At 42.1% G+C, this 25,573-nt stretch carries 27 protein-coding genes; 18 read left to right on the top strand and 9 right to left on the bottom strand.

Translation table 11 applies throughout. From position 1 onward, the window contains the following. Positions 1-6: 6 nt before the first annotated feature. A complete protein-coding gene (locus tag BFS30_RS28045) occupies positions 7-1,245 on the bottom strand; it encodes a DNA cytosine methyltransferase (RefSeq protein ID WP_069381688.1) in 1,239 nt (412 codons plus the stop codon). A gap of 667 nt (positions 1,246-1,912) precedes the next feature. Between BFS30_RS28045 and BFS30_RS24400 the strand changes: the two genes are divergently transcribed. Beyond that, a complete protein-coding gene (locus BFS30_RS24400) occupies positions 1,913-2,404 on the top strand; it encodes a YfbM family protein (protein ID WP_069381686.1) in 492 nt (163 codons plus the stop codon). A gap of 92 nt (positions 2,405-2,496) precedes the next feature. Here BFS30_RS24400 and BFS30_RS24395 read toward each other — a convergent pair whose 3' ends face one another. Continuing rightward, the gene (locus tag BFS30_RS24395) at positions 2,497-3,249 is read right to left on the bottom strand and encodes a metallophosphoesterase (RefSeq protein WP_069381685.1); all 753 of its coding nucleotides are present in this window, start codon (positions 3,247-3,249) and stop codon (positions 2,497-2,499) included. Next, positions 3,246-3,518: a hypothetical protein gene (locus tag BFS30_RS27990; RefSeq protein ID WP_069381684.1), complete on the bottom strand. Its 273-nt coding sequence runs from the start codon at positions 3,516-3,518 to the stop codon at positions 3,246-3,248. The genes BFS30_RS24395 and BFS30_RS27990 overlap by 4 nt, the downstream gene beginning before the upstream one ends. Before the next feature lie 43 nt (positions 3,519-3,561). Between BFS30_RS27990 and BFS30_RS27605 the strand changes: the two genes are divergently transcribed. Beyond that, complete coding sequence (locus tag BFS30_RS27605; RefSeq protein WP_167353192.1) at positions 3,562-3,846, top strand: helix-turn-helix domain-containing protein; 285 nt, start codon at positions 3,562-3,564, stop codon at positions 3,844-3,846. A gap of 383 nt (positions 3,847-4,229) precedes the next feature. Here the strand turns inward: BFS30_RS27605 and BFS30_RS24375 are convergent, their stop codons facing one another. After that, positions 4,230-5,204: a hypothetical protein gene (locus BFS30_RS24375; protein WP_069381682.1), complete on the bottom strand. Its 975-nt coding sequence runs from the start codon at positions 5,202-5,204 to the stop codon at positions 4,230-4,232. A gap of 17 nt (positions 5,205-5,221) precedes the next feature. Beyond that, positions 5,222-5,623: a type VI secretion system tube protein TssD gene (gene tssD, locus BFS30_RS24370; RefSeq protein WP_069381681.1), complete on the bottom strand. Its 402-nt coding sequence runs from the start codon at positions 5,621-5,623 to the stop codon at positions 5,222-5,224. 341 nt (positions 5,624-5,964) lie between these two features. On the opposite strand from tssD, the gene ligD reads away from it, so the two are divergent. The 11 genes from ligD (at position 5,965) to BFS30_RS24315 (ending at position 13,876) form a co-directional block, all read left to right on the top strand. Continuing rightward, a complete protein-coding gene (gene ligD, locus BFS30_RS24365) occupies positions 5,965-8,724 on the top strand; it encodes a DNA ligase D (RefSeq protein ID WP_069381680.1) in 2,760 nt (919 codons plus the stop codon). 20 nt (positions 8,725-8,744) lie between these two features. After that, a complete protein-coding gene (locus BFS30_RS24360; protein ID WP_069381679.1) occupies positions 8,745-9,122 on the top strand; it encodes a VOC family protein in 378 nt (125 codons plus the stop codon). A 90-nt stretch (positions 9,123-9,212) separates the two neighbouring features. Further along, on the top strand, positions 9,213-9,809 hold the full coding sequence (locus BFS30_RS24355; protein WP_069381678.1) for a DUF4142 domain-containing protein: 597 nt from the start codon (positions 9,213-9,215) through the stop codon (positions 9,807-9,809). Between the two features lie 8 nt (positions 9,810-9,817). Next, positions 9,818-10,012: a hypothetical protein gene (locus BFS30_RS24350; protein ID WP_069381677.1), complete on the top strand. Its 195-nt coding sequence runs from the start codon at positions 9,818-9,820 to the stop codon at positions 10,010-10,012. Between the two features lie 20 nt (positions 10,013-10,032). Then, on the top strand, positions 10,033-10,209 hold the full coding sequence (locus BFS30_RS24345; protein ID WP_069381676.1) for a DUF3606 domain-containing protein: 177 nt from the start codon (positions 10,033-10,035) through the stop codon (positions 10,207-10,209). Between the two features lie 37 nt (positions 10,210-10,246). Then, positions 10,247-10,810 (top strand): alpha/beta hydrolase, encoded by a 564-nt coding sequence (locus tag BFS30_RS24340; protein ID WP_069381675.1) that lies wholly within the window; start codon positions 10,247-10,249, stop codon positions 10,808-10,810. Beyond that, positions 10,807-11,574: an exodeoxyribonuclease III gene (xth, locus tag BFS30_RS24335; protein WP_069381674.1), complete on the top strand. Its 768-nt coding sequence runs from the start codon at positions 10,807-10,809 to the stop codon at positions 11,572-11,574. The genes BFS30_RS24340 and xth overlap by 4 nt, the downstream gene beginning before the upstream one ends. A gap of 41 nt (positions 11,575-11,615) precedes the next feature. Further along, the gene (locus tag BFS30_RS24330) at positions 11,616-11,861 is read left to right on the top strand and encodes a hypothetical protein (protein ID WP_069381673.1); all 246 of its coding nucleotides are present in this window, start codon (positions 11,616-11,618) and stop codon (positions 11,859-11,861) included. Positions 11,862-12,075: 214 nt separating this feature from the next. Continuing rightward, positions 12,076-12,351 carry a hypothetical protein gene (locus tag BFS30_RS24325; RefSeq protein ID WP_069381672.1) on the top strand — a complete coding sequence of 92 codons (276 nt, stop codon included), beginning with the start codon at positions 12,076-12,078 and terminating at the stop codon, positions 12,349-12,351. Positions 12,352-12,487: 136 nt separating this feature from the next. Next, entirely contained in the window at positions 12,488-12,685 is a 198-nt protein-coding gene (locus tag BFS30_RS24320) for a hypothetical protein (protein WP_157263030.1), read from the top strand. A 654-nt stretch (positions 12,686-13,339) separates the two neighbouring features. Next, complete coding sequence (locus BFS30_RS24315; RefSeq protein ID WP_069381670.1) at positions 13,340-13,876, top strand: hypothetical protein; 537 nt, start codon at positions 13,340-13,342, stop codon at positions 13,874-13,876. Between the two features lie 46 nt (positions 13,877-13,922). Here the strand turns inward: BFS30_RS24315 and BFS30_RS24310 are convergent, their stop codons facing one another. Both BFS30_RS24310 and BFS30_RS24305 read right to left on the bottom strand, forming a co-directional pair. After that, complete coding sequence (locus tag BFS30_RS24310; RefSeq protein WP_069381669.1) at positions 13,923-14,480, bottom strand: GNAT family N-acetyltransferase; 558 nt, start codon at positions 14,478-14,480, stop codon at positions 13,923-13,925. 87 nt (positions 14,481-14,567) lie between these two features. Further along, the gene (locus tag BFS30_RS24305) at positions 14,568-15,368 is read right to left on the bottom strand and encodes an XRE family transcriptional regulator (RefSeq protein WP_069381668.1); all 801 of its coding nucleotides are present in this window, start codon (positions 15,366-15,368) and stop codon (positions 14,568-14,570) included. Between the two features lie 73 nt (positions 15,369-15,441). Here BFS30_RS24305 and BFS30_RS24300 point away from each other — a divergent pair, with 73 nt between their 5' ends. The 5 genes from BFS30_RS24300 (at position 15,442) to BFS30_RS24280 (ending at position 22,359) form a co-directional block, all read left to right on the top strand. Further along, positions 15,442-16,179, top strand: a complete 738-nt coding sequence (locus BFS30_RS24300; RefSeq protein WP_069381667.1) for an ImuA family protein — start codon at positions 15,442-15,444, stop codon at positions 16,177-16,179. A 1-nt stretch (position 16,180) separates the two neighbouring features. After that, the gene (locus tag BFS30_RS24295; protein WP_069381666.1) at positions 16,181-17,677 is read left to right on the top strand and encodes a Y-family DNA polymerase; all 1,497 of its coding nucleotides are present in this window, start codon (positions 16,181-16,183) and stop codon (positions 17,675-17,677) included. A gap of 16 nt (positions 17,678-17,693) precedes the next feature. Further along, the gene (locus BFS30_RS24290; protein ID WP_069381665.1) at positions 17,694-20,921 is read left to right on the top strand and encodes an error-prone DNA polymerase; all 3,228 of its coding nucleotides are present in this window, start codon (positions 17,694-17,696) and stop codon (positions 20,919-20,921) included. 7 nt (positions 20,922-20,928) lie between these two features. Continuing rightward, a complete protein-coding gene (locus tag BFS30_RS24285; RefSeq protein WP_069382648.1) occupies positions 20,929-21,528 on the top strand; it encodes an alpha-ketoglutarate-dependent dioxygenase AlkB family protein in 600 nt (199 codons plus the stop codon). Between the two features lie 108 nt (positions 21,529-21,636). Next, on the top strand, positions 21,637-22,359 hold the full coding sequence (locus tag BFS30_RS24280) for a hypothetical protein (protein ID WP_069381664.1): 723 nt from the start codon (positions 21,637-21,639) through the stop codon (positions 22,357-22,359). A gap of 117 nt (positions 22,360-22,476) precedes the next feature. On the opposite strand, the gene BFS30_RS24275 is transcribed toward BFS30_RS24280, so the two are convergent. After that, positions 22,477-23,619: a UvrD-helicase domain-containing protein gene (locus BFS30_RS24275; protein ID WP_069381663.1), complete on the bottom strand. Its 1,143-nt coding sequence runs from the start codon at positions 23,617-23,619 to the stop codon at positions 22,477-22,479. Then, the gene (locus BFS30_RS24270) at positions 23,600-25,237 is read right to left on the bottom strand and encodes an ATP-dependent nuclease (protein WP_069381662.1); all 1,638 of its coding nucleotides are present in this window, start codon (positions 25,235-25,237) and stop codon (positions 23,600-23,602) included. Before BFS30_RS24270 ends, BFS30_RS24275 begins: the two co-directional genes overlap by 20 nt. Positions 25,238-25,573: the final 336 nt, after the last annotated feature.

The raw sequence follows: 25,573 nt of genomic DNA, 5'->3' as shown, positions 1-25,573 counted from the left end.
ACAGCATTATTTTAATTTTCTCATAGTTTGTTCAATTGCTTTAAATATCTGTAAAGCCAGTTGCGGCACAATTGCATTGCCGAGCGCCTTTATACTTTCGGTACGCCACTTCGGAAATGTAAGGGGCATTATGGTTGAGGGGTACAATTCAAAAAGGGCATCAAAATCCAGTTTTCCGGGAATCCCATCATTTCCTCTACAAATAGTGGGTTCAGTTTGCGGGAAGTCTCGCCATCCCGGTATTCTACCATACCCGGCAGGCTCCTTATTTTCCCTTTCAGCTCTGTTCTCCCTTCCAGGTGATACTCGCTCGCCTGTTTGCCCTTCCAGTCCCGGGCCACCGGTGTCGGCAGCAGCAGCACCAGCCGAGCCAGGCCTACACTTCCTGATTTGCCGTTCTGATTGATCTTGCGCGGCAGCCCCTTTGTCGCTTTGAAGAGATCGTTCTTGCCAATTATCGCGCCGGTCGTTGCATCCGAGCATAGCGGGGTCGGTAGTAGCCCCTGTTCTGCCAGCTGGCGTATCCCTATGCCGAATCGCATTCCGTTCGGGGAGAGGTTCTGTATCTTTCCGTCGCTGATCGTCAGTTGCCTGACTGTTCCGCGTTTTGCTTCTGATGCAATCGGTGTAGGTAAAAGGCCCATGACCAGGGCCCTGCTTAGGGTCACTGAATGCATGCTGCCCTCTTTCATCTGCGAGGAATTCATTTGGGCTGTTGCCCCGGTTGCATCCATCGCTGTCGCGGTAGGCAATAAACCAGACCCGTTCCCTCCGGTGCGGTGCGTTGATACCTGCAGCAGGAAGTACGTACGCCTGTACCTGGTATCCTTCAGCTTCCAGGTCAGCCTGCACCTGCTCGAATACCAGCCCGTCATTCCAACTAATAATTCCGCGAACGTTCTCGCCCACAACCCACATTGGCCTGATTTCCCGTATTGCTCTAAGCATGTCGGGCCACAGGTGGCGCTCATCAGCGGTTCCGAGCCGCTTTCCAGCGATGGAATATGGTTGGCAGGGGAAACCGCCGCTGAGGATATCGATGCCGCCCCGGTGCGCCCTGAAATCCGTTTTTTTGATGTCTCCATAACTTCTTGATTTTGGGTAGTAATACTTCAATACGTTTTGACAGAACAGATCGAATTCACAATGAAATACATTTGTCCATCCCATCCATTCTGCCGCCAGGTCGAAGCCGCCAATACCGCTAAAAAGACTTCCGTGCCTGACCTTCTTCTGCCGTTCCATTTTATCCTCCTTTTCTGTTGCGTGAATAAAAGGGGCAAATGTTATCGGACCATCGGGTTACGAAAGCAAAAGTGGGAGTGGAGCGATTCTAAATCTGCTATTAATGTGAAACGTTGCAGATTTATTTGCAGAAACATGAGGATGTTTCTTTAGGAAATCTTAAATTAGAAAAAGGAATAAGTATTAATTTATTGAGGAAGGAGGACAGGTGAATTGGTATTATGTAATAGCAGCCGTGCTATTTATTGTCGGCATTGTGGTAAACACGTCAATAAATCGGAGACGGTTCTATAGGAGAGGACCTGGAGGGTTACAGCATTATGATAGCTATGGGAAGGCAGTCGCCACCACTTGGCTTGAGCGGCTTGGCAAATTAGTTGCCGTGGTACTTATACTTTTTGCAATAGGATTTGCCGGTATGGGTTACCAGCTGCAACAAAGAAAAAATAGCGTCAACAATAACAATACAGAAAAACGATTTTAGAATTTTTTCCGCTACTACAATTAGGAGTATGGGAACAAAGGCAATAAGATTTGATATCAACAGACGTGGCTCGCGAACAGAAGCTAATGATTGTGTATGCTATTTAATTCAATAATATAATGCCAGTGGCACGAAATACGGATGATTGCTTTATGTTTGCAAAACATAAACTTATTTTGACTTATGAGTATGATCGGCAGGTTGCTTAGAGTGACTAACAGCGAATTAGAAGATTATTTAAAAGACAGTTCATTATTGGAGGACCGGATTTACAGCAACGAAGAAGATCCTAATTCGATTGACATTGATAAGGCATGGGATGGAATAGTCTATTTGCTAACAGGGGATAGTGTAGCAAGTTCAGAACATCCGCTTGTACAAGTTCTTTTCAGTGGTCAGCTTATTGATGAAGATCAGGATTTGGGTTATGGGCCCGCCCATTATTTGACACCGGAACAAGTTGATGTTTTAAATAATGAGATTGCAGGAATTAACATTGAGCGTTTAAAACAAAAATTCGATCCGATTCGAATGACTGAATTAGGTATCTATCCGGAAATTTGGGAAGAGGGAGATGAAGCGTTTGATTATCTGAATCCCTTCTTTTTTAACCTACAACAATTTTATACTCTTGCGGCAAAGAATGGAGAGGCAATTATAACATTCTTAAACTAGCAAGATCGCCTAAGTGTTGTAATATCCACACCAAGATCATTACCTGATTCACTTCAGTGCTAGTCAATGGAATAAAACTATTACATATTTCACTAACGGAAGTTTTCTTGATACAGTTCTAATACAGGATCTGATTGCCAGAATTCTTTTGTATTTACATCCCTAATCGTTAAGCGCCCGGAATGCCCGGCTCCGGTGTCCAGGTTGGTAATATTAAACGCAGTTATGGGCTTGTCCGTTCCCCAATGTGTGGTCGGAGAGTGACCTATAAAGATCTCGCTGAACTGTGTTGCAATGGTAAACGCATCAGCGCCGTGTTCTTGCTGCTCCAACGCTTCGCTCCATAGGCTCCGGTTCCAGTAATATTCTGATTTTGCCTGATGAATAAAAGGAACATCCCGCACAAAGCCACCGTGAACAAAGCAACGGTTCATATCGTCAATATAATATAGCTGTTGATTTCTAAAGAAATCTTTGTGCGCTTCAGGTATGTCTGAAGATTCCAATGAAGTTTTAAACCCACTTCCCGTAGCGAAGTAACGCCCTTCCTTACCTGCATGTTTCAAATAAGAGATCAGTGTTCCTTTGCCACCATATGTCCAGTAGAATGGATGAAAGTCAGTTCTGATAAACTCGTCGAACCACTGGTCATGGTTGCCCTTAATGGAGATCAGGTTTTTAATTTTTAATAACTCTTCGACACACTCAAACGCATCCGGATAACCGTCAACAATATCTCCAAGCTGTATTAATATATCGTGCTCATAATCAAACGCAGACCTTTCCAAACACTGTTCCAGCGCCTTATAAGCACCATGAATGTCGCCAATAACCATTGCCCTCATCCTATTCTATCTTTACTGTCCAGTTCGTGTTTATTCGTTGCGCTAAAATGAAGTGCCTGTACCTGCGGCATTGTCGGATGTATAGCATTCAATAACGAATAAACGCTATAAAAGGTCGTGTCTGTTTCCCATCCGTGCTCCACCTGTAATATCGTTGCGCACTGTAGCAACTTAGATAATTCAGTCGGAAGTCTGTAGATAATGTCTTCTTCGAAGCCAGATAGGTCGGGAAATTCTATAATTACCCGGTTTTTCTTTATTCTCATCATATTCTTTCAATCGTCTTGCTCTAATGTAACAATTAATTACGGAATGATGTATGATCATACGTCATTTATTTTCAATGAAACACAGAGATTGGCCGTAATGGAGAATAAGGTTGAAATTCAGGCCAGGTTTGGCGAAGCACTTTTAAAGTTGATAGAGCAGAAAGGCCTGAGCCTTCGTAAACTTGCGTTGGCGTCTGAGTTGGAATATGCACAAGTTCAGCGAATTTCAAAGGGTAAAGTTAATCTGGAGCTTACTTCAGTTATTGCGCTTTGCAAGGGCTTGCAAATTACGCCTGTTCAATTTTTTGAGATTTATGAGAGCATTTAGATTGTGTAGCCTTAGCTGAAAGGCATTAGTTCTACACAATTTGAACATCAAGCTTTAAAGAAGTATGGTTAATGAAATGATTAGAATAAAAAGATGAATTGCCAATAACCATAAGTACGCCTTTTTGTTGAATAATACTTTGCAAACCTTCCCGACTATAAAAAAAAACAGTACTGCTATAGAATGTATAATGATAAAAACAAGACCCTTTGCAAAAACTCTGGACCAGGTGTACTCCCGAGTTAGTCTTTCATATTCTTCTTTAGTTCCCAAAAACATATTCAGTGCAAAGAGCAGAATAAAGGAACTAACTATAAATAGAGCGATCTTTAATACCGGGTAAATAAACTCTTGAAGCGTTTTGTCTGAAAACATAGTTTTGATTAACGATAGTAATAATGTTTTTTGTGATTGTATTGATTGTACTTTGCATTTTCAGAATCCATGTATTCTTTATAGTTCAATTTAACCCCGTTATAAAATGCAAATACGGTATGGTTGGGAGTTGACTGTGCTATCTGTTCCTGCCAGGTAGTTCCGTAAGTTCTCCCTGTTCTCAATATCAAAGTCCGTAAGTCTTCCAGGTGAATCCAAACCTCAGCTCCTTTGGTAGAGCCGTGAGCATATTGAAAGTCATCCTTTGCACGTCCATACTCGTCTTTTAATGATGTTTTTTTTTCAGCATGACCCCAATTTTTATATACGATAGCAGTGCGCTCGACGCCGCTTCGTATAGGGTTATTATTAGTTGCCCAATCTCCGAAATATTTAGCTGTATATCCTAACTGGTAAGCTTTTATACCTTTTGGACTATCAAAAGTGCCACTGTCATAAGAGGAGAGGTATACAATGAAATTAACCTTCCAACCCTTTTCTTGTAATAATCTGGCTAAGCCTGCGGCGTAGGCACAGCCTTCACTATGTCCAACTAAATAAAAAGCATGCTGGCTTTTATTCATGCCTAAAGTTAGGCTGGCTAATCTTTTCTTATTAATTTCTGAAGCAAGCATTTTATTACGGAGCCCCGAAGTTTCAGGTAACCCATAACCATATCTATCACTGATTTTCTTATACATTCTGCCTGCCCATTCATAAGTAGTATATTCATCATGGCCTCTCTCGGCTCTACTTGATCCGTTATCATCCAATACTATCAAACTTGACGCATCTAAGCAGATGCAGGCATCATTGATATTTTCATTTAAACCAAAGAAACGTTGTGCAGCATTGGCATAGCCATTAAAATCTCCATTGTTCCAATAATCCTTGTTAGGCGCGGTTGAGCCGATAAATTCCCTACCCAGCCAGGTATTTTGCCAATACCCATTGACCAATATTATTTTTCCTTTGTTAACCATATCCTAGTTTCTTCTTGTTAGTCTGGCCAGTCGTTGTTGTGGTCCACTCCATTGACCTGCAGTTTCTGTGCAGAAAGGACAATAGACGTAACCATACTCGCAGAACCTTCGGCGTTAAAATTGGTGTGGTATTCTACGCAATATGCCCCGGTAAATACTACTTTTTGAAAAGTCGCCTCTTCATCAATTTTGAAGAAATTAATAAAGCCGGACCTTCGCTTATAGCTGTCAACCATCCATTTTAATAGGAAATCATCAGGAGGGGTTGTTAGGGTGAGATATACGTTACCACCCAAAGCCGGAGAGCTGGGTCTTCCTTTATCATCTGTTTTCTGAAGGAAAGAATAGTTACACTGCAATACAGAATATTCCTTACCTGGATTATCTGTAAAAAGTAGTTTTGCGTTAAATGAGGACATAATTTAAAGTTTTTTAACAATCACAATAAACATGCCACTGGTATGATAATTTGTATCATCAATTGAGAATCTAACGAATTGCCTTGGAAAACGCGTTTAAGTCAGTGCTCAAGCGCTGTATAAATTTTCACTAAACACTAACTGAGATGATCAAGTGCTTAGCTGAGTTAGCATATTTTGAAATGATGAGGCTTCCACCGCTAGATGCCGATTGTGCTATGGCAAGTAAAAATGCCAGAAGTTATTGCTCAAAGTTTAACCATTCTTAGAAATGTGTCGATTTGAGTCACCAAACATTTTGAATTTAAACGTGTTATGGATTTGACAGTAAACACTATTTTATGAGTCTCACCAAATACAACTCCAAGAGATCGAAACGTAAAACTTCTGAACCATTTGGCGGTGAGCCGTCCGGAACCGAGTTGCGATTTGTTATCCAGAAACATGCCGCCTCCCATTTGCATTATGACTTTCGCCTGGAGATGCGTGGTGTGCTCAAAAGCTGGGCGGTACCGAAAGGGCCCTCCACAGATCCGGAAGTAAAACGCCTGGCCATGATGGTTGAAGACCATCCTTACGATTACCGCAATTTCGAAGGTATCATTCCAAAAGGTGAATATGGCGGGGGAACAGTGATTGTGTGGGACGAGGGCACTTATGAACTGGCTGAACCTGTGGACGGTGATTTGAAAAAGCAGGAAACCGAACTTTTGCATCAGCTGCATTCCGGCAAGATTAAATTCAAACTGAAAGGTAAAAAACTAAAGGGGGAATACGCCTTGGTAAAAGCTCATGGCAGAGGAGAAAACGGTTGGCTGCTGATGAAACTTGAGGACAAGTATGCAAAAACAGATGATATCACTTTAAAAGATAAGTCAGTTTTATCAAAAAAGACACTTGAACAGATTGCTAAAACTTCAACCAATATCTATGGAAAAGATGACCCTCAAAAGAACGCCGCTATCAAAAATAAGAAGTCTTCTAAAAAAACGTCTCGCACCAATAGCGGCTCCGGCAGCGAGGAAGAACCAAAAACTCCGACATCTGTTGCAAAGGTTACACAAGCTGTAGCAAAGAAAAGTGAAAGTATTGCACCTGCCGGAAACCGGTTAAAGTCAATACTTAAAAAAGCGACGAAGCAAGCGTTTTACACCAAGGTAAAGCCAATGCTTGCGACCCTTGTAGACAAAGCATTTGACGACGAAGGCTGGCTTTACGAAGTGAAGTGGGATGGATACCGTGCAGTCTCCTTTATGAATAAAAAGCAATTGGAGATCAAATCCAGGAATGACAAGTCCTTCAATGAGAAGTACTACCCGGTATACGATGCATTAAAAGCCTGGGGTATCAACGCGGTTGTAGATGGAGAGATTGTCGTTGTAAAAGAAAACGGGCAAGCGGACTTCAGCTCTATGCAGAACTGGCGCAGCGAAGCAGACGGCACGTTGCTGTATTATCTTTTTGATATTCTCTGGTATGATGGGTATGATTTAAAAGATCTTCCTCTAACTGAACGAAAGGCGATACTTTCTGAACTGGTTCCTGAAAGTTCCATCTTACAGCTAAGCCGGGACTTTGAAACTTCAGGTATTGAGTTCCTGGAAGCTGCAAAGAAGATGGGCCTGGAGGGAATCATGGCAAAGCGTAAGGATAGCCATTACAATGCAGGTGACCGGACAAAGGACTGGCTGAAAATAAAAGCCAATAAGCGTCAGGAAGTGGTAATCGGCGGATACACCACCAATATCGACACCAGCAAGCCATTTAGCTCTTTACTGGTAGGTGTATTTGAAAAAGGGAAATTCGTCTATACCGGCAAGATCGGCACCGGGTTTAACATCAAACAGCAAAAGGAAATGCTGCAGCAGTTCAAACCATTGATTAGAAAAACGCCCCCTTTCACAGAAGAGCCGGATGTGAACAAGCCCAGCCGGTTCCGGCCCAACCCGCCAAAGGCCACCGCCACCTGGCTAAAACCGGAACTCATCTGTGAGGTTAGCTTTACCGAAATGACCACGGACGGCGTTATGCGCCACCCGTCTTTTGAAGGGATGCGTTCAGACAAAAAAGCAAAGGAAGTAGTGCTTGAAAAAGAAGTCGAAACTCAGGAGTTGATCGCCGATGCAAAGGAAAGCAAATACATAACTCCGGTAGGCAAAGGAGAAAGAAAGACTTTGCTCAATCCCAAAGAAGAAACCCAGGTCAAAAAAATAGGTGGCCATGAATTGAAGTTCACTAACCTGAGCAAGATATTCTGGCCGAAGGAAAAGTATACCAAACGCGACCTGATCAATTATTATTATCAGGTGGCACCATATATGCTTCCGTATTTAAAAGACAGACCGCAATCACTTAACCGCCATCCCAATGGCGTTACCGGTAAAAGCTTTTACCAAAAGGATGTCACCGGCAAAGTGCCGGACTGGTTGGATACTTATTTGTACCATAGCGAAGGTGATAAGACAGATAAACACTTCCTGCTTGGCAATAATGAAGCCACATTGCTGTATATGGCCGGTCTTGGCTGTATAGAAATAAATCCATGGAGCAGTACCACGAAAAAACCGGATCATCCCACTTGGTGTGTCATTGATCTTGACCCCGATAAGAACTCCTTCGACCAGGTAATTGAGGCAGCAAATGTCACGAAGGCCATCCTCGATGATATAGGCGTTCCCTGTTACGCAAAAACGAGTGGGTCAACCGGTTTGCATGTGTATATTCCTTTGGGTAATAAATACACCTATGAGCAAAGCAAAGAATTTGCAAGGGTCATTGTGACCCTGGTGCATCGTGAATTACCCAAGTTTACCAGCCTGGAAAGAACGGTAAAGGATCGGAATGGTAAGATGTATCTGGACTTCCTGCAGAACCGTGCACATGCAACTATTGCGGCGCCATATTCAGTGAGGCCAAAGCCCGGTGCCACAGTATCGATGCCTCTGCATTGGGATGAAGTGAAAAAGGGAATGAAGATGTCTGATTTTACGATTGAAAATGCTGTAGCAAGGCTTCGGGCTGAAGGCGATATCTTTAAACCGGTATTGGGAAAGGGTATTGATCTAATCAAAATTATCAAACAGGCGTCAGGAAAAAGATAAAGAATTATAAATCAATCAATATGCAACAGAATCTAAGAATCGGCTCCGTTGTGATCCACTGTTATGAATTTGAGAAAATGATGGATTTCTGGACGGCTGGATTAAATTATATCCCAAGGGAACCTGCAGAGGGTGGATGGGTCGTTCTTACTGATCCTACCGGTAATGGAAGTAACCTGTCGTTGCAAAAAGTTGCTGATAAGCGTAGCGGCCCACGCAGCAGGCTTCATCTGGATCTTTATACCTATCACCAAATAGAGGAGGTAGAACGTTTGCTTTTATTGGGGGCGAGAAGATACCCCTGGCACTACGAGCCAGGCGACGATTTTGTCGTACTGGCCGATCCGGACGATAACCTTTTCTGCATTGTCCAATTACCGGTAGGTAAAGACAATTAATGAATTACGAGTTTTTAACATACCTATAATGGTAATAAAGAAACCAATTCGCTGACCGAGTTGTTTACCTCTCAATCAATATACTTAAACATGAAGAAGATAACCTATTTGGCTCTGATCGCTTTATCAACAGTTATGACGCAAAGTTGCAGCAATGCCCCAATGGACAGTAAGGAAACTGCTGACAGTATGAACCGGTCAAAAACTGATAGCATTCCAGGGGATTCCATTACTGCAAGCACCCAGGTTGTTCCAGGAGAAGAAGATTCAAAATTTGCCGTAGATGCAGCTGAAGGTGGCCTTGCTGAAGTAGACCTTGGTAAAATGGCGCAGCAAAGAGCTATAGATCCCAGTGTCAAGGATTTCGGGTCTATGATGGTCAGTGATCATTCCAAGGCAAACGAGGAATTGAAAGTGCTGGCCAAGCAAAAAAACATCGTTCTCCCTGCTGTACTCGGTGAGGAAAACCAGAGAATCCTCAATGCCCTTACTGAAAAAAAAGGAAAAGATTTTGACAAAGCTTACGTGAAACTGATGGTAAATGATCATAAAAAGGATATCAAGCTTTTTGAAGAAGCACAAGAAAAGGTAACAGACCCTGATATCAAGGCTTTTATTATTAAAACGCTTCCCACGCTTAAAGCGCATTTGGGACATATTGAGGGAATTGAAAAAGTAAAAAAATAGGAGGATTTATGCCTTGGTACAATGGAGACTATCCGCCATCATATAAAAACCAGCCGCTAAAGCTGCAGGAAAAAGCAGTAGAGATTGCCAATGCGATGCTCGAAGAAGGAGAAGAGGAAGGCACTGCGATTGCAACCGGGCTTAAGCTTGCGAGGGAATATTTTGAAAACGAGGAAAAAAAGAAAACCAAAGATAAGGACTAACCATTTTAAACAATAAAGCTATGCCAGATAATAAAGACAAAACAGGAGGTCAGGACCGTAACAAGGTTGCGGCAGACCAGGAATATGAAGTATCATATTTAGCCACAAAGCTTGGTGTAAGTAAAGCTGAAGTGCTGGAAGCCATTAAGGCCGTTGGAAACGACCGTCAAAAGATTGAAGCCTATCTGAAAAAGTAGATATGGAGTATTTACTTGCCATCATAAACTAAGGCCAATGAGCTATGAAATATTATTGATTCAGGGCGCGGGTCTGGTAACGACAGAAGAGGAACAGATTATTGTCGATGCGCTTAGGGCTGAACTTGGCGAAGGGTTTAACATTATTTATCCACCTATACCGGATGCTGACAACCCCAGCTATGAATCTTGGGATGGCGTTTTGATGGCAGGCCTGAAAGAGTTATCCGGCAAAGTCATCCTGCTTGGGCATTCATTAGGAGCATCTGTTATATTGAAACATTTTTCCCGGGAGCCGGTTCCGGATAATGTAATTGGAATGATCCTGTTTGGTGCGCCCTATTGGAAGGATCAGAACTGGGATGTTTCAGAATATGTGATAGAGGATGATTTTTTAGGTAACCTTAGTAAACTGGATAATGTTCATTTTTACTATTCAACCGCCGATGAGGTAATCCCCAAGCATCATTTTGAAACCTACCAGAAGTTAATGCCACAGGCACATTACAGGTTGCTTTCCGGCATGGATCATTCTTATCACAAAGCTATACCGAACATGATTCAAGACATCAGGGATTTAGCAGCAAATGCACAATCATGAAAATAGCGACATTTAATATAAATGGTATAAATGGACGCTTGCCTGTTTTGCTTAAATGGCTCAAAGAAGCCAAACCTGATATAGTATGCCTGCAGGAGTTAAAGGCTCCGGAAGATCGGTTCCCTGCAGCGGCAATTAAAAAGGCGGGATATAATTCTATTTGGCATGGGCAGAAGGCCTGGAACGGTGTAGCTATTTTATCCAAGGACGAGATCAAGGAGGTTCGGCGGGGAATTCCTGGCGATTCGGAAGATGTACAAAGCCGTTACATAGAAGCCATTACCTTTCAAAAAGTCATAGGCTGTATTTACCTACCCAATGGTAATCCCTACCCTGGACCCAAATTTGAGTATAAAAGAAAATGGTTTAAGCGGCTGGCAGCACATGCAAAAAAACTAATGGCAATGGAACTGCCCGTGATGTTGGTTGGAGATTATAATGTGATGCCCACAGAACTTGACGTCTACAAGCCTGAAAAATACCTGGATAATGCGTTGTTTCGTAAGGAGATCCGGACAGCTTACAAAAACCTGTTGAAACAAGGCTGGACTGATGCTTTAAGAACGTTATATCCTGACGAACCAATCTATACCTTCTGGGATTACCTGCGCAATGCTTACGGACGCGATGCCGGTTTACGGCTGGATCATTTTCTGCTCAGCCCGCTCATTGCAGAAACACTAAAAAAAGGAGGCGTGGACAAACACGTCAGGGGCTGGGAAAAAGCAAGCGACCATGCACCGGCCTGGATTGAAATTAAGTAAAGAGCTTTCTGAAATTACCACCTATCAAAATATTCGTAAAGATGCTTTATAAGGAGATTCCTGTAGCTAGTAATGGAGAGGTTCGGTATTTCAACTTCGACACTGCAAAAAATGAATTCGGACAGGTCGGAAAGGTTTGGTCGGAAAATATGACTTTGGAGGTTGACCAGCATTTTGCTGCTATTGATGGAAATATGTCCGAAAAGTGGATACCTCCTGTAATCAAAAAACTAAGGCAAATCCTAGGATATGAAAAGGAATACGATCACTTCTGGCGTTCAAAGTAATAAAGAAATGCTGTGAGTTCTTTCTGAAGTGAGTATCTGTATGGTTGAATCCATACGTTTTTTCTTAAAAAACACTGTATATTTTTAAATAACCAACAAGCCACATATATCCGAGTCGCATCGTATAATACTATGGAGTAGTTGCATTCAGATACATGATCATTGAAAAGACGAAGAGAAATCTTTTACTCGATTTTCAACCTAATACTCACTAGTGAAAAAACTAACAGAAACAGATCTTATGGTATTAGACAGTATCTTGGAAGCATGTCCGACAGAGAAAGTTGAACGTTACCTTGCTCCAGGGGCAAGTCTCGCCGATGACCTCGGTTTATCTCGTCATGAAATTAATCTAATTGGATTTACGGTAGAGCAGGAGCTACAATATCGAGGATTTCCGGCGCTAACCGACGAGCAGATATTAAGCTGGGAGAAGGTGCAGGATATTATTGACGCGGTAGTCGGTATTACGGCAGCTAACTCCAAATAAAAATCTATCCGAAGTACGCAGCAATTATCTCGGATATTCGCCCTCATAAATAACCCCGGTGTATGCACTATTTATTGTGACTTCCTTAACGCCCATAAGATTTTTTCAAGGGTTATATCTCATGCAACTTAGTAAAATGTCAGTACTCATACATGGCGAGTGCCATTATTTTACCTATGAATTCCATGCACAATCTGACTATGGTCAAATGGCGGAGGTAAAAATGGGCGATAAGCGAATGTATGTCGATGAAAATTTATCCCCGTTCATGGCTTCTATTCCTGATGATTGGATTGACCCTATTATAGGTAAACTTAAGGAAGCCACAGACTAATAATAAAACCACCCACCGAGGTGGTTTTGTCATTAAATGATCACTTGGTCAAATTATTAATTAATGAGGCATTCTGTCAATTTCAGATCATGTATAACCAACAGGACGTAATCCGATACCAAATAGAGTTATTCCTTCTAACCCATGTCTCAGGGCTATTGAGATTCCTGAGTTCATTACAACAGGACTTTAAGCCACTGCATTGATGTTAATACCTGCGCCGACCAAAGCAAATACAATATTCTAACCTTTGGTAATCATTTGACCTTCAAATTGCCTCTATACATGAGATCGAACATGGTCAGCAAGGTGGCAACCGAGCTATTGCCTAACCAGGATATGGTCATGATATGCTCCGAAGATATTATATAATCCCCCTTTTTACTATAGGTAATAAAAATGACAATACTTTTTTACGGTTCTTGGCTGTATTGATTCAAACTAATACCTGATTCGTCGCATATTTCATATTTAATGAATCAAACATTTATATAAAATACAAACCGCCTGCCTTTGAATATTATCAAATAAATGCTCCAATAATAATAATTAGATTAAGTGCTAAAAGAACAAATTAGTAGGATATAATCTCTTCTTTCTGATCCATGTAGTAAAGATATCCTACAATTAAAAGAAAGAATCGGGTTAAGCCCTATGGTTGACTTAAAACAGCAATATTTAATCCTTGCTTATGGTTCTTTTAATACTTTTGTGAGAATTAAAATTCTAATCGTCACTCCACATCGTTATCCTATGATTATTCGCGAAGACATTCTATTCCTGATGTTTGCAAGATTTGAGGAATGGTCTAGTAGCCCGGAAGATTTTCTATGTTTTATCAAGCTGACAGCCATGCTGATCGAAGCTGATTCAATCGAGAGCGGAGGGAAGTCGGTTCCCGCTATAACCATTGAGAGTGAGCTTGGTGATATTTTCATCAAAGCCATAGGTGTTGATTTTCCTCCCTATAAAACATATACAGACATGGAAAAGCAATGTTCTCTGAAAGAGGATATATGGGAACGATTTAGAAAAATAAGTAAGGGTATCAAAGATGACGTTGATGTTTCAGATCTTATGGAAGAGACTGGACTAGCGCCCAACGAAATAACCAGGACACTTCAGCTAGCGGATTATGAAATGACACAATTTCTCATTGATGCATTGAGACCCCATATTGATTTCAAATAGCCTTTATTGTAAGATGAACAGGAATGGGAGTTTCATGATGCAAAATTTACGGATTTGGTTCTGAGACGGATACAAGATACAAATCCTGAATAATATCAAACGAGGCTTGTAATTGAAAGCCGGACCTTTGTAATACTTTTATAGCAGCCTTGTTTTGTCTATTTACCACAGCTGCTATTTTCTCAATGCCCTGGCGCTGTACTTCCTTAATAATTTCTGGTAACAGTTCTGTCATTACCAATCTTCCACTAAGCATTTCAAGAAGATAAAATTCAATGAAATACGGATATTCAGGCAGCTGGTAATGTTCTTCAACAACTTTTGGAGCGATCAGGTCAACAATACCAATCACACGATCCATGTCTTTCGAAAAAATAAAATGTAAGTGGTTTCGTCCTACATGGTGATTAATGAACATGGTTTTTATATAATCTTCGGCTGCTTCAATATTATTCAAGCGCTTTTCAGGAACAAACCTGAGAGTAAAAGGGTCAGATAGAATAGGAAGGACTTCGAGAGCTAATTGTTTGTAATTTTCAACATCGCTGGTTCGAAATGAATGGACTCGTAACTTCTCCGTTTCAAAACTTATGGGCTGTAACATTTTTAATTAATTCTTTTCTCGGAGGCAACAAAAGTGCCAAAACTATTGATATCGATTTGATTCTTAAAGTTTGGTTTCGAGTTCGCTCTACAGTTTTTTGAGTACCTGGTCCTGTAGAGAACTGATCATTCGTTTAATTTCCATTAGATCGGTCTGAGTGTCTGGCACTTCCTGCGTTTGATAACTGTGAAATTGCCATATTTCCAGTACTTCAGAAACGGTAACGGTATATGGGGCGTACAACTTATTTAATGATTCCAACAATACTGTTCCCTCTGAGCCGATCGTTACCAGCTTGAATACAAAATCCTGCTCTCCCTTTAATACCACAATGCATAGTGTGCGCGGTTTTACCTGTAACCAATCGGCAACAAATTTACAGATCACATCACAACCTTCCGGAATAGGCAGCATGGAATCTCCGGTTGTTGGGAACATACGGAAAGTACCCGATTTCGGTAGATTCGGCATGGAGAATTTTGGTAATGCGGCAATAAATTCCGGATCATTAAAGCCTGTTCTGTAGCCAGCCTTTGCTTTGACAGGGACATACTCCATATTTTCCTTGTTATTTTTATCTACAGAAATCGCCAGGACACGAATATTTCCTCCCTGCAAATAAATATCACTTCCTGCCTCTAATTCCCGAAGTTTAAGCTCCGAAATTTTAGAAAGGTCGATTTTTAGCAAAGAATCAATACTTATTTTAAATGTGTTTGAAAAATGTATGAGGTCTTCGGGTTGAGGGGCTTTGGTCTGCCCATTTTCCAGTGCATTGTACTTAGAACGCCCAATACCAAGGATTTCAGCCATTGCTTCCTGGCTTAATTTCTTCCGTTCCCGTAGGAATTTAATATTGGTGGGGAAAAAAACTTTTTGGTTGTTCATTTTGTATTGCTATTATTGATGTCAACACTTTGTCACTAATCGTGTCAAATGTAGGAAATTAAATTTAATTGTGATGGAAGCGGCGAATAAAAAAGAATTGATCGAAAAACTGCGGCAGGATATTCTTGTCATGCAGGGCTTCCGGCCTGTTTTGGATTACAACCGCCGGGATACGGGACTTGGCTCCCTGGAACATGCCTTTCCCAACCAGATTTTCCCAGTTGCTGCGGTACACGAGTTTATCAGCCCCACAGTTGCCGACGCTGCTGCTACAACCGGCTTTATGGCCGGACTGATGGGGCATTTAATGCCAAAGGACGGCACCTGCCTTTGGGTGGGTACCGGGCGCCAGTTATTCCCACCCGGTTTAAGGGCTTTTGGCCTTGATCCGGACCGGATCATTTTTGTTGATCTGCAATGGGACAGGGATGTACTGTGGGCGGTAGAAGAGGCTTTAAAATGCGAAAAACTAACCGTTGTCGTAGCAGAACTGAAAGAAATTAATCTGACCGAATCCAGGCGGCTGCAGTTGGCTGTTGAAAAAAGCAGGGTAACCGGCTTTTTGCACCGGCGCAATCCGCGTAAGATAGATAACATAGCCTGTGTATCCCGCTGGCAGATCACCCCGGTTGTCAGTAATCTGTATGGTCTTCCAGGTGTCGGTCATCCATGCTGGAATGTGGATCTGCAGAAAGTTCGTAATGGACAGCCCGGCAACTGGCAATTGCAATGGGTAGCTGGTCACTTCAAACATATTGCACCTGCCACTACAGCCGACAAACAAAAGAACTTCATTCACCAAGCCGTATAATATGTCCAGGCGCTATTTAACAATATGGTTCCGTCATTTAACGACGGATCAGCTTGCCATCCGTAAACCAGAGCTGAAAGGAAAACCTTTCGTGCTGGCGGCGGCGGAGCGCGGACGCATGGTTGTGAAGGCATGCAGCGCTGTAGCCAGCGCTAAAGGGATAGAACCGGGCATGGTCGTAGCAGATACAAGGGCTATACTGCCGGAAGTGGAGGTATTAGATGATAACCCTTTAAGGGCTGAAAAATTACTGCGCGCATTAGCGGAATGGTGCCTGCGCTATACCCCGGTTGTAGCAATAGATTTACCGGATAGCCTGATACTGGATATCAGCGGCTGCGCCCACCTTTGGGGAGGAGAGCCACCCTACCTCAAAGAGATACAGACCAGGCTTCGGTCAGCAGGTTATGAAGTCCGTGCTGCAATTGCAGATACCGTGGGCGCTTCCTGGGCCGTATCCCGGTTTGGACAGATCAGTCCAATTATTCTGCTGGGTGCCCATGCTGATGCCATTTTACAATTGCCCCCGGCAGCGTTGCGCCTGGAAGCAGGGATACTTGCCCGATTACAAAAGCTCGGTCTTTACCGGATAGGCAGTTTTATCAATATGCCACGGACTGCACTGCGCAGGCGTTTCGGTGCCGACCTGTTAACCCGGTTAGACCAGGCTTTGGGAACAGCTCCCGAGCAGATTGAACCGATACAGCCCGTCGTACCTTTCCAGGAGCGCTTGCCCAGTTTGGAGCCGATACGAACAGCTACCGGTATAGAGATTGCCTTGCGTCGTTTATTGGAAGCCCTTTGTCAACGCCTGTTCCGGGAAGGTAAAGGACTGAGAAAATCTTTATTCAGGGGCTACCGGATTGACGGTGAAGTGCAGCAGATCGAAATAGGCACCAATCAGCCGGTCAGAAATATAGAACACCTGTTTAAATTATTCCAGCTTAAGATAGCAACGATCAGACCTGGATTAGGAATAGAGCTCTTCGTTCTGGAAGCGCCGGTAGTAGAAGACCTTTCCATTCAGCAGGAAAGCCTGTGGGCAGCCAGCAATCAGAAACATACTGCTATTGCTAGTCTTTTGGATAGAATAGCCGGCAGGTTTGGCGCAGGAGCAATACACCGGTATCTGCCAGATGAGCATTACTGGCCTGAACGTTCTATTCGGGAGGCTTCCTCTTTACAGGAAAAACCGGCCATTACCTGGCCGGATGATCAGCCAAGGCCGGTATGCCTTTTAGCTAAACCAGAGCCTATCCAGGTGACTTCGCCCATACCGGATTATCCCCCCATGCTATTTATTTATAAAGGCCAGATCCATAAGATCAGAAAGGCAGACGGACCGGAAAGGATTGAACGGGAATGGTGGATCGAACAGGGGCTGATCCGGGATTATTATAGGGTTGAGGATGAGCAGGGCGCTCGTTATTGGGTATTCCGTTCAGGCCATTATGAAAATCACGAACCGGAGTGGTTTATACATGGATTTTTTGCTTAAGTGAAAGGAGGATGTTATGAGTTATACAGAATTACAGGTTACCACAAATTTCAGTTTCTTAAGGGGAGGAGCACACCCCGAAGAAATGGTAGAACAAGCTGCAGCGCTTGGCTATACTGCCATTGCCATTACCGATCATAATACGCTGGCTGGTATTGTACGGGCGCATGTTGCAGCAAAGGCAATTGGCATGCGCATTATTGTCGCCTGCAGGCTGGATCTTATCGACGGTCCGAGCCTGCTGGCGTATCCCACGGATCAGCAGGCATATAGTAATCTTTCTGCAATTCTCACCCAGGGGAACCTGCGGACCGAAAAGGGCAGCTGTGAGATATACAAAGCAGATGTATTTCGCTATAATGCAGGTATTAAATTTATAACCGTACTCCCTGGAAAATTAAACCATGAATTTGATTTTGATCCAGCTTTCAAATCCGCTGTAAAAGAATATAAGAGCATGTTCGGTGAAAATCTGTACCTGGGCGCTTGTTTTTCTTATAAGGGTGATGATGCAAAGAAATTATTCCGGATTGCTGAATTAGCAGAGGATATAGGCGTACCTATGGTAGCCACAAATGATGTACACTTTCATAGCCATCAGCGGCGGGAGCTTCAGGATATAGTAACCTGTGTGCGGGAGAAACGTACGATTTACAACGCGGGTTATCTGCTGCACCAAAATGCGGAGCGGTATCTGAAGCCTGCCCAGGAAATGGAACGTTTGTTCCGCCAGTATCCGGACGCAATCAGGCGAACACAGGAAATCGAAGCGGCCTGCACCTTTTCACTCGATAGCCTGAAATATATAGAGCCGGAGGAGAAGATCGTTGACGGACTTACACCACAGCAGCGGTTAATAAAATTCACCCTCGAAGGCGCGCATAACCGCTATGGAGCAGTAATACCAGAAAAAATTCAAAAGCAACTTGAATTTGAATTTGCGTTTATAGAGCGACGAAAACTTGCTGCTTATTTTTTACGGGTTTATAAGTATACGCAGAAGGCACAGGAACTTGGCATTCTTTACCAGGGGCGGGGCTCCGCTGCCAATTCAACGGTGTGCTATTGTTTGTCCATAACTGCAGTTGATCCCATGAAATCGCGCCTGCTGTTTTCCCGGTTCATGTCTGATGCCCGGGAGGAATGGCCCGACATCGATGTCGACTTTGAACATGAGCGGCGCGAGGAAATTATCCAGTACATCTATGAAGATTATGGCCGGGAACATGCTGCCATTGTTGGCACAGTTACCCAGGTGCATTGGAAAGGAGCAGTGCGTGATGTCGGTAAGGCAATGGGATTATCCGTTGATGCTGTAGACCGGTTATCGAAGTCCGGCTATGAGCTGACACCGGAGTGGCTCGAAGGTAAAACAGGTTCAAGCGAAGGCTTTGATCCCAAAAACCCGCACCTGTTAAAAGTATTGGACTTGACGCAGCAATACGTCGGTTTCCCGCGTCAGCTTGGACAGCACACCGGAGGCTTTGTGATCACCGATAACCTGCTCTCGGATATCTGCCCTGTACTTAACGCAAGGATGGAAAACCGGACACAGCTGGAATGGAATAAGGACGACCTGGAAGCATTGGGTATTTTAAAGGTGGATGTATTGGCACTCGGCATGCTGACCATGATCCGAAAGGGTTTTGATCTTGCAAAGCAACATTATGGGCTGGATTTAACCTTAGCCAACATTCCCCAGGATGACCAGAAGGTATATGATATGGTTAGCCATGCCGACACCATAGGTGTTTTCCAGATTGAAAGCCGTGCGCAGATGTCCATGCTACCTCGTTTACGTCCGAAATGCTTTTATGACCTGGTGATTCAAGTGGCTATTGTACGACCAGGTCCGATCCAGGGCGATATGGTACACCCTTATTTGCGCCGCAGGAATGGAGAGGAGCCGGTAGAATATCCATCCAAAGAACTCGAAGAGATACTCGGCAGGACCTTGGGGGTGCCGCTTTTCCAGGAACAGGCAATGGAAATCGCGATTGTCGCGGCAGGCTTTACACCGGCAGAGGCTGATCAGTTGCGAAGAAGTATGGCATCGTTTAAAGCCAATGGCAAACTGCATCTGTATGAAAAGAAACTGGTAGACGGTATGGTCGCCCGTGGTTATGAAGAGGAGTTTTCAAGACGGGTATTCAAGCAGCTCCAGGGCTTTGAGGGCTATGGCTTTCCGGAAAGCCATGCAGCATCCTTTGCATTGCTGGTCTATATATCTTCCTGGCTGAAGTGCTATTACCCGGAAATATTTGCCGCCGGATTGTTGAATAGTATGCCAATGGGATTTTATCAACCTGCCCAAATCGTTATCGATGCCAGAAAACATGGGGTTGAAGTGCGCCCGGTTGATGTCAACCTTTCAATGTGGGACAATATATTGGAAGAAAAAGCTGGGAAATACTGTGCCATGCGATTGGGCTTTCGTCAGATCGGCGGTATACGGGAAGAAGAGATAACCTTGTTGATAGAACAGAGGCACAAAACTTATAGCCACATGTTTACGTTAATGGAGGCAGGATTGTCCCTGGCAACCTTGGAAAAACTTGCGGATGCCGATGCCTTCAGGTCTATGGGCATGGATAGGCGGCAGGCTTTATGGGAAGTTTCGGCACTTGCTGATCGTCCTGTAGGATTATTTGAAGGCCATGAAGTAAACCATGCAGAAGAGCAGAATATCCAGCTCCCTAAAATGTCCCTCTCAGAACATGTGGTCCAGGATTATGGTAGCACTGCGCTATCACTCAAAGCACATCCGGTAAGCTTTGTACGCCAGGAACTGTTCAATCGCCATGTGTTAAGCAATAAAGAACTGGCACTATGGCCGGACGGGACGCTGGTACGGGTGTCTGGTCTGGTACTAGTCCGGCAAAGACCTGGCACAGCATCAGGGATATGTTTTATTACTATAGAGGATGAAACCGGCGTAGCTAACTTGGTGGTGTTTAAAAAGCTCTTCGATCACTACCGGAAGGAAATATTAAGATCGAGGCTACTTATGGTTGAAGGCCAGTTGCAACGAGAGGGAGAAGTTACACACGTTGTAGTAAAACGCTGTTTTAATTTATCTGACCTGTTGCAAGGTTTAACTGAGACAGATCAGGAGCCAGATGTGCTCACGTTAGCGCGAGCAGATGAGAATAGTGGAGAGCCTTTCCGCAAGTATGTCCCCAAATCAAAAGGAAAAAAGGTGATACAGACAGAGCTCTTTGCTGGTGGCAGAAATTTTAAATGATAATCACATGCAACATAAACTTTTTAATGATTATGAGCAGCTGATGCTGCCACAGGAATTGATGGATTATACGCCCGGCTTCATTAGCCGGACAGAAAGTGATATCCTCCTGAACCATCTATTAGAAACGGTTCCCTGGCAGCAAAGCAAAGTAATGATGTATGAAAAAGAAGTACTTACGCCAAGGCTTTCAGCCTGGTTTGGTGATCGTCGTATCCGCTCAGAAGATAAACGCACTCCCTTACCCTGGACACCGGAACTCTTATCTTTGAAAGCAAAAATCGAAGCACATACGGGCATGGTGTTTAATGGTGTCCTGTTAAATTATTACCGGGACGGAAACGATTCTGTCGCCTGGCATGCCGATAAGGATACCATTCCAGGATTGAAAACAGAAATAGCTTCAGTAAGTCTTGGGCAGGAACGGAATTTTGATTTCAGGAATAAAGATAATCATAGGCAATGCTATTCTATAAAACTGGAGCATGGCTCATTACTGCTTATGAAAGGTGATCTGCAGAAATACTGGGAACACAGGATCGCCAAGTCTGCAACACCTATGAAAGGGCGTATTAACCTGACTTTCCGAAAGGTAATAAACCAGTAATCAACTTACATATGGATTCTATTAGTGGCATAGTTTTGGCTCGGTTAAACAAATACCTTGGAGGAGAAAAAAATTAAATCGGGCATAACAATCATCTAAATAATCGCTATGAAAAAAATCTATTTCTTATCCCTTATACTCTTTTTATTTGCAGCGAAATCCTTCGGACAGGCCGCTAAGCCTGATATTTTATATTATAATGAGGAGGCTGTTCCTGTAGCTGAGAAGGATGCGACAATAAGGATCACAAAAAAAACTTCAAATGATGGAAGTTATACCTTGGATAAGTATGATCTAAAGGGTAGGAAAATGATGGCGTTGGAAATCTATGGTACTGAGGGTTTACCCGTTGGCACATGGAAGGTTTACGACACGAAACAACAAAAGATAAGAACCTTTAGCTATGATACTGCTATAAAATATCAGGCATTAGTGAAAGAAAATGAAAAGAGTGCAGGAGCGCCAACGATATATGCGGAGGCTCCACCATCAATGGGTAACCCATCAGAAGCTGAGCCAGGACTGTCAGAGCCGGTTTTAAAACCCGGTAAATACAAGAATTTCTCGGAATATTACATCCGGGAATTTTACCTTAACGAAGCTGTAGCGGCCTATTTAAGTGATGCGCAATCATTGGGAGTCAGGGCAGTAATAACAATTGACCCGGTGGGAAAGGTTACTGATGTGAAATTCAGACGTGATCCCGTGGGGCCGTTAAAACGTGAAATGATAAGGGTATTTCTCAATTCGCCAGAACTTCAGCCAATGATCAAAAATGGAAAGCCTGTCGAAACAAAAGCAGTATTTACTTTCCAATTAAGGACAAATTGAAAAAGAGAACAAGGCTTTCGCCCGGTTCCCTATTAACGCTCTCTTTAGCAAAATGCCGATAATAATTTAATTATGCGAATCCTTACTAATGTTCATCAATCGGTAAATGCAAAATGACTAAGCTATCCATTTAATTATACCATCAATATAGTTTTCATTACCATAGTCAACAACAATCCCAACACTATGTCTTGCCCTGGTAAGCGCAACATAAAATTTAGGAATAAAAGCTTCTTTTTCATTATCAATATCATTTTTGATAATGGTACCAGTTTTGAGATACTTAATTATAGGAGCCGTGGGGTGGATTAAAACTCTATCAAAACCAAGCCCTTTACAATTTCCGAAGTTCCATTCCGGTTCTTCAGCCAACTGATAACGTAACACGATCGGGTTGTAATCATTTTGGTATTTAGGAATATCTCGTGGTTTGACCAGATAAATACCGATATGTTCTGACTTAAAATCTCTGCACTCATTGCAAACGCAAGGCGCGCTTTCAACGTATTGAGGATATAGTTTTGACGCAAACTTACAAATTTCCGCATTGTTTCGATGAGAATACATTAGAGTCGTTTCATCGATTTCACACAGCTTAGAACATTTGTCAATTATAAATTCTTTGATTTTACCATTTTTATAACCAGGATGCTTCTTTGGATTGTGCGTGAGATATGTAACTTGTCGAGGATCACCAATAAGAGTTGTTATTACACTGCTTTTAAACAAATCAATAAAGAGCTCAAGGTCGTAGCCTGCCATATCTTGCACTTCATCAATAAAAATATGACTGAAAATCCTTTCAATCCTCTTAATCACCTTTCCAGCACTTGCTTCATTGCTTTTTTGGACGAATTTTGAAATTTTGTCTGAAAAGATTTTCGTTTTTTTGTTAAAATAATGTTGGTCAAATTCTTTTTCTTCGGAAAAAGTAATAGGGAAACCCTTTGAACTTTTAGCTTTAACACCGGACTGGCTGCTTACTAAAAGCATGCCATTAATTTTCCCCTCAAACAACACCCCTTGATAGGGCTTTACACCATGCTGAATAAGGAATGAGAACCATGTCTGAATGATTATATTCTCTGGAATAAACCCATTTATTTCGTAAATCTTTTTTCTAATCTCCTCCTCATTTGCCTCAGTATATGTTGTAATCAAAACTCTGCTCGTTTTAATTTTCAACGCCTCTTTCACAAGGTGGGTGGTTTTTCCTGAACCTGCTGCAGCGAGTAGCAGTTTATTTTTTTTCAATGGCATCCAGAATATATTTAGGGTATTTTAATTTAGCGGGTGAACTGAAAATTTTTAAAGCACAATCCGTTTTGTTCGCTTTCATATATATATGCCATTGCTCCTCGGTTCTGTCTTGGTCGAAAATTTCCTTGAATTTCTGTAACCCATTTTCCTTAAGGAATTTGGGTTCTAGAGTGTTGTAGTTGAATTTTTTGCCCTTGATTTCAAGACTTCCTGTATCAATTACTTCATCAAAACAAATTTTTATGTTCGTCTTTCTGTTGTCTCCTAAATAAGCGGAGTATTTCTTTTTTAGTTCAGGAACTTTGCCATCGTTGTCAGTAACCACACATACTTCTTTCGAGATCTTATCTGCAATTTCTAAAAACCTAAGAAAGCTCGTTCCTACGGAAATCACATCGACCTCATCCTCTATTGGCATTTTACCACTATTGGCATCCATATAAGCTCGTTGGACAATTAATTCATCACAGTCTCCCTCCACCAAAATTGCCTTTTTACAAAGAATCAGTCTCAAAGTATCGTATCCTGGTATTTTTTCGAAGAATTCTTGAGTATCCGCGTTTAAATCATCAAGCCTTAATGTACTTTTATTGGCTATTAGAATAAGATTTTTAAGCCCCAATTTATTAGCTACAAAACTGCTATGCGTAGAGATAAGGATTTGTTTTGTGCTGCATTTATCATGAATATATCTTATTAACTGGTTTAGTTTCGAATGAGATAAATGGTTTTCCGGCTCTTCTAGAAGAATTATGTTTGCTTCTTCAGTTTTTTTATGTTGAAGAGCTAGTTTCGTTTTGATAATGGCTTGTTCACCTTTACCAATGTGATGAAAAGGAATATCGTCGACACATGTCAAAAAACTATGCTCCCATGCATCTTTTGACGAAAGGTCGATTGTTAATTGAACATTCTTAGAATCGATACCTTTTCCACCTATAACTTGATTAACTTTTATTACTGCATCATCTTCTAAGAATGCAGCTTGCAATTTCCGGTGCGCCTGGGCTAAGTCATTCTTATGAGAAACCTCTAGATGATTTTTTATTATGTGGGATATATATATATCCGATCCGTTTTTATACCGGTTGCTACTGGAGTCAATAAGTGCTGACTTAATTGGAATAGTTCTGGGAGTGATTTTTTCACGAGCGCACGTTTCCCAGTTAACGCTATAAAACTCTATTGGCAATGCCGAAACCACAGGACCAGTGATATATTTATTATACTCATTGCGAAAACTATCATCTAATGCAATTTTCAAGGAAATACAACATTCATTCTGATTGGGACTATTGCCATCACCCTCAAAAAAGGACATATTCTCTCCTGTGATAAAAATTTTTATTGAAATTTCGGGCGGTGGGATAGGTTTTTTGTTTTTTAAAGATTCTAAATAATCCGATACCGATTGTTGATTAAAAAGATATTCAGAAAGCTCGTTTTTAATATACTTGCCGTTGGATAAACCCGAAAGAGCTAAGTGTATAGCTTCAAGAATGGTAGACTTTCCCGTTTCATTATTTCCAACAAGTATATTTAAACCGTCATTTAGCTTAATTGAGACTTGGTCCTTATAAGACTTGAAGTTCTTTATCGTCACTTTATTTATATACATATTGGCGTTAATTAATGAGTTTAATTTATAGCAAATTAATCATTATTTAAATTAGAATCGTGTTTGGCACCTAATTACAATACTACTAATTAATGAAGGCCAAAATTTATGTATTACTAGTCTGTCTTATATAAAGCAACAATCAAAAGTACTTTGTCATTTTCGATCAACCAAATTTGAACAGTTCACAATTAAGCTGGATAAATATTTCTCTCTTATTACAATGATTGAAATTGTTTTCTATTCCTTCTTATCCCATTCCAGAGAAGAAAATTGATTATGGAGCCAACCCAGATTTCTTCAGTTTCTAGGTGTTGTTTTTTTTAACTATTATGC

Origin of the sequence: Pedobacter steynii (assembly GCF_001721645.1) — a bacterium.
GTDB lineage: Bacteria > Bacteroidota > Bacteroidia > Sphingobacteriales > Sphingobacteriaceae > Pedobacter > Pedobacter steynii_A.
The sequence above is the reverse complement of the archived record's forward strand: the minus strand, read 5'-3'. Positions and strand labels throughout refer to the sequence as shown.

Coding starts and splice junctions, on each gene's coding strand:
- tssD (WP_069381681.1), bottom strand. CDS start 5,623: ATGTCCTCATTTAACGCAAAACTACTTTTTACAGATAATCCAGGTAAG.
- BFS30_RS24320 (WP_157263030.1), top strand. CDS start 12,488: ATGTCAGTACTCATACATGGCGAGTGCCATTATTTTACCTATGAATTC.
- BFS30_RS24375 (WP_069381682.1), bottom strand. CDS start 5,204: ATGGTTAACAAAGGAAAAATAATATTGGTCAATGGGTATTGGCAAAAT.
- BFS30_RS27605 (WP_167353192.1), top strand. CDS start 3,562: ATGATGTATGATCATACGTCATTTATTTTCAATGAAACACAGAGATTG.
- BFS30_RS24310 (WP_069381669.1), bottom strand. CDS start 14,480: ATGTTACAGCCCATAAGTTTTGAAACGGAGAAGTTACGAGTCCATTCA.
- BFS30_RS24315 (WP_069381670.1), top strand. CDS start 13,340: ATGGTTGACTTAAAACAGCAATATTTAATCCTTGCTTATGGTTCTTTT.
- BFS30_RS24280 (WP_069381664.1), top strand. CDS start 21,637: ATGAAAAAAATCTATTTCTTATCCCTTATACTCTTTTTATTTGCAGCG.
- BFS30_RS24355 (WP_069381678.1), top strand. CDS start 9,213: ATGAAGAAGATAACCTATTTGGCTCTGATCGCTTTATCAACAGTTATG.
- BFS30_RS24295 (WP_069381666.1), top strand. CDS start 16,181: ATGTCCAGGCGCTATTTAACAATATGGTTCCGTCATTTAACGACGGAT.
- BFS30_RS24300 (WP_069381667.1), top strand. CDS start 15,442: ATGGAAGCGGCGAATAAAAAAGAATTGATCGAAAAACTGCGGCAGGAT.
- xth (WP_069381674.1), top strand. CDS start 10,807: ATGAAAATAGCGACATTTAATATAAATGGTATAAATGGACGCTTGCCT.
- BFS30_RS27990 (WP_069381684.1), bottom strand. CDS start 3,518: ATGATGAGAATAAAGAAAAACCGGGTAATTATAGAATTTCCCGACCTA.
- BFS30_RS24345 (WP_069381676.1), top strand. CDS start 10,033: ATGCCAGATAATAAAGACAAAACAGGAGGTCAGGACCGTAACAAGGTT.
- BFS30_RS24285 (WP_069382648.1), top strand. CDS start 20,929: ATGCAACATAAACTTTTTAATGATTATGAGCAGCTGATGCTGCCACAG.
- BFS30_RS24330 (WP_069381673.1), top strand. CDS start 11,616: ATGCTTTATAAGGAGATTCCTGTAGCTAGTAATGGAGAGGTTCGGTAT.
- BFS30_RS24275 (WP_069381663.1), bottom strand. CDS start 23,619: ATGCCATTGAAAAAAAATAAACTGCTACTCGCTGCAGCAGGTTCAGGA.
- BFS30_RS24400 (WP_069381686.1), top strand. CDS start 1,913: ATGAGTATGATCGGCAGGTTGCTTAGAGTGACTAACAGCGAATTAGAA.
- BFS30_RS28045 (WP_069381688.1), bottom strand. CDS start 1,245: ATGGAACGGCAGAAGAAGGTCAGGCACGGAAGTCTTTTTAGCGGTATT.
- BFS30_RS24270 (WP_069381662.1), bottom strand. CDS start 25,237: ATGTATATAAATAAAGTGACGATAAAGAACTTCAAGTCTTATAAGGAC.
- ligD (WP_069381680.1), top strand. CDS start 5,965: ATGAGTCTCACCAAATACAACTCCAAGAGATCGAAACGTAAAACTTCT.
- BFS30_RS24340 (WP_069381675.1), top strand. CDS start 10,247: ATGAGCTATGAAATATTATTGATTCAGGGCGCGGGTCTGGTAACGACA.
- BFS30_RS24305 (WP_069381668.1), bottom strand. CDS start 15,368: ATGAACAACCAAAAAGTTTTTTTCCCCACCAATATTAAATTCCTACGG.
- BFS30_RS24395 (WP_069381685.1), bottom strand. CDS start 3,249: ATGAGGGCAATGGTTATTGGCGACATTCATGGTGCTTATAAGGCGCTG.
- BFS30_RS24360 (WP_069381679.1), top strand. CDS start 8,745: ATGCAACAGAATCTAAGAATCGGCTCCGTTGTGATCCACTGTTATGAA.
- BFS30_RS24350 (WP_069381677.1), top strand. CDS start 9,818: ATGCCTTGGTACAATGGAGACTATCCGCCATCATATAAAAACCAGCCG.
- BFS30_RS24290 (WP_069381665.1), top strand. CDS start 17,694: ATGAGTTATACAGAATTACAGGTTACCACAAATTTCAGTTTCTTAAGG.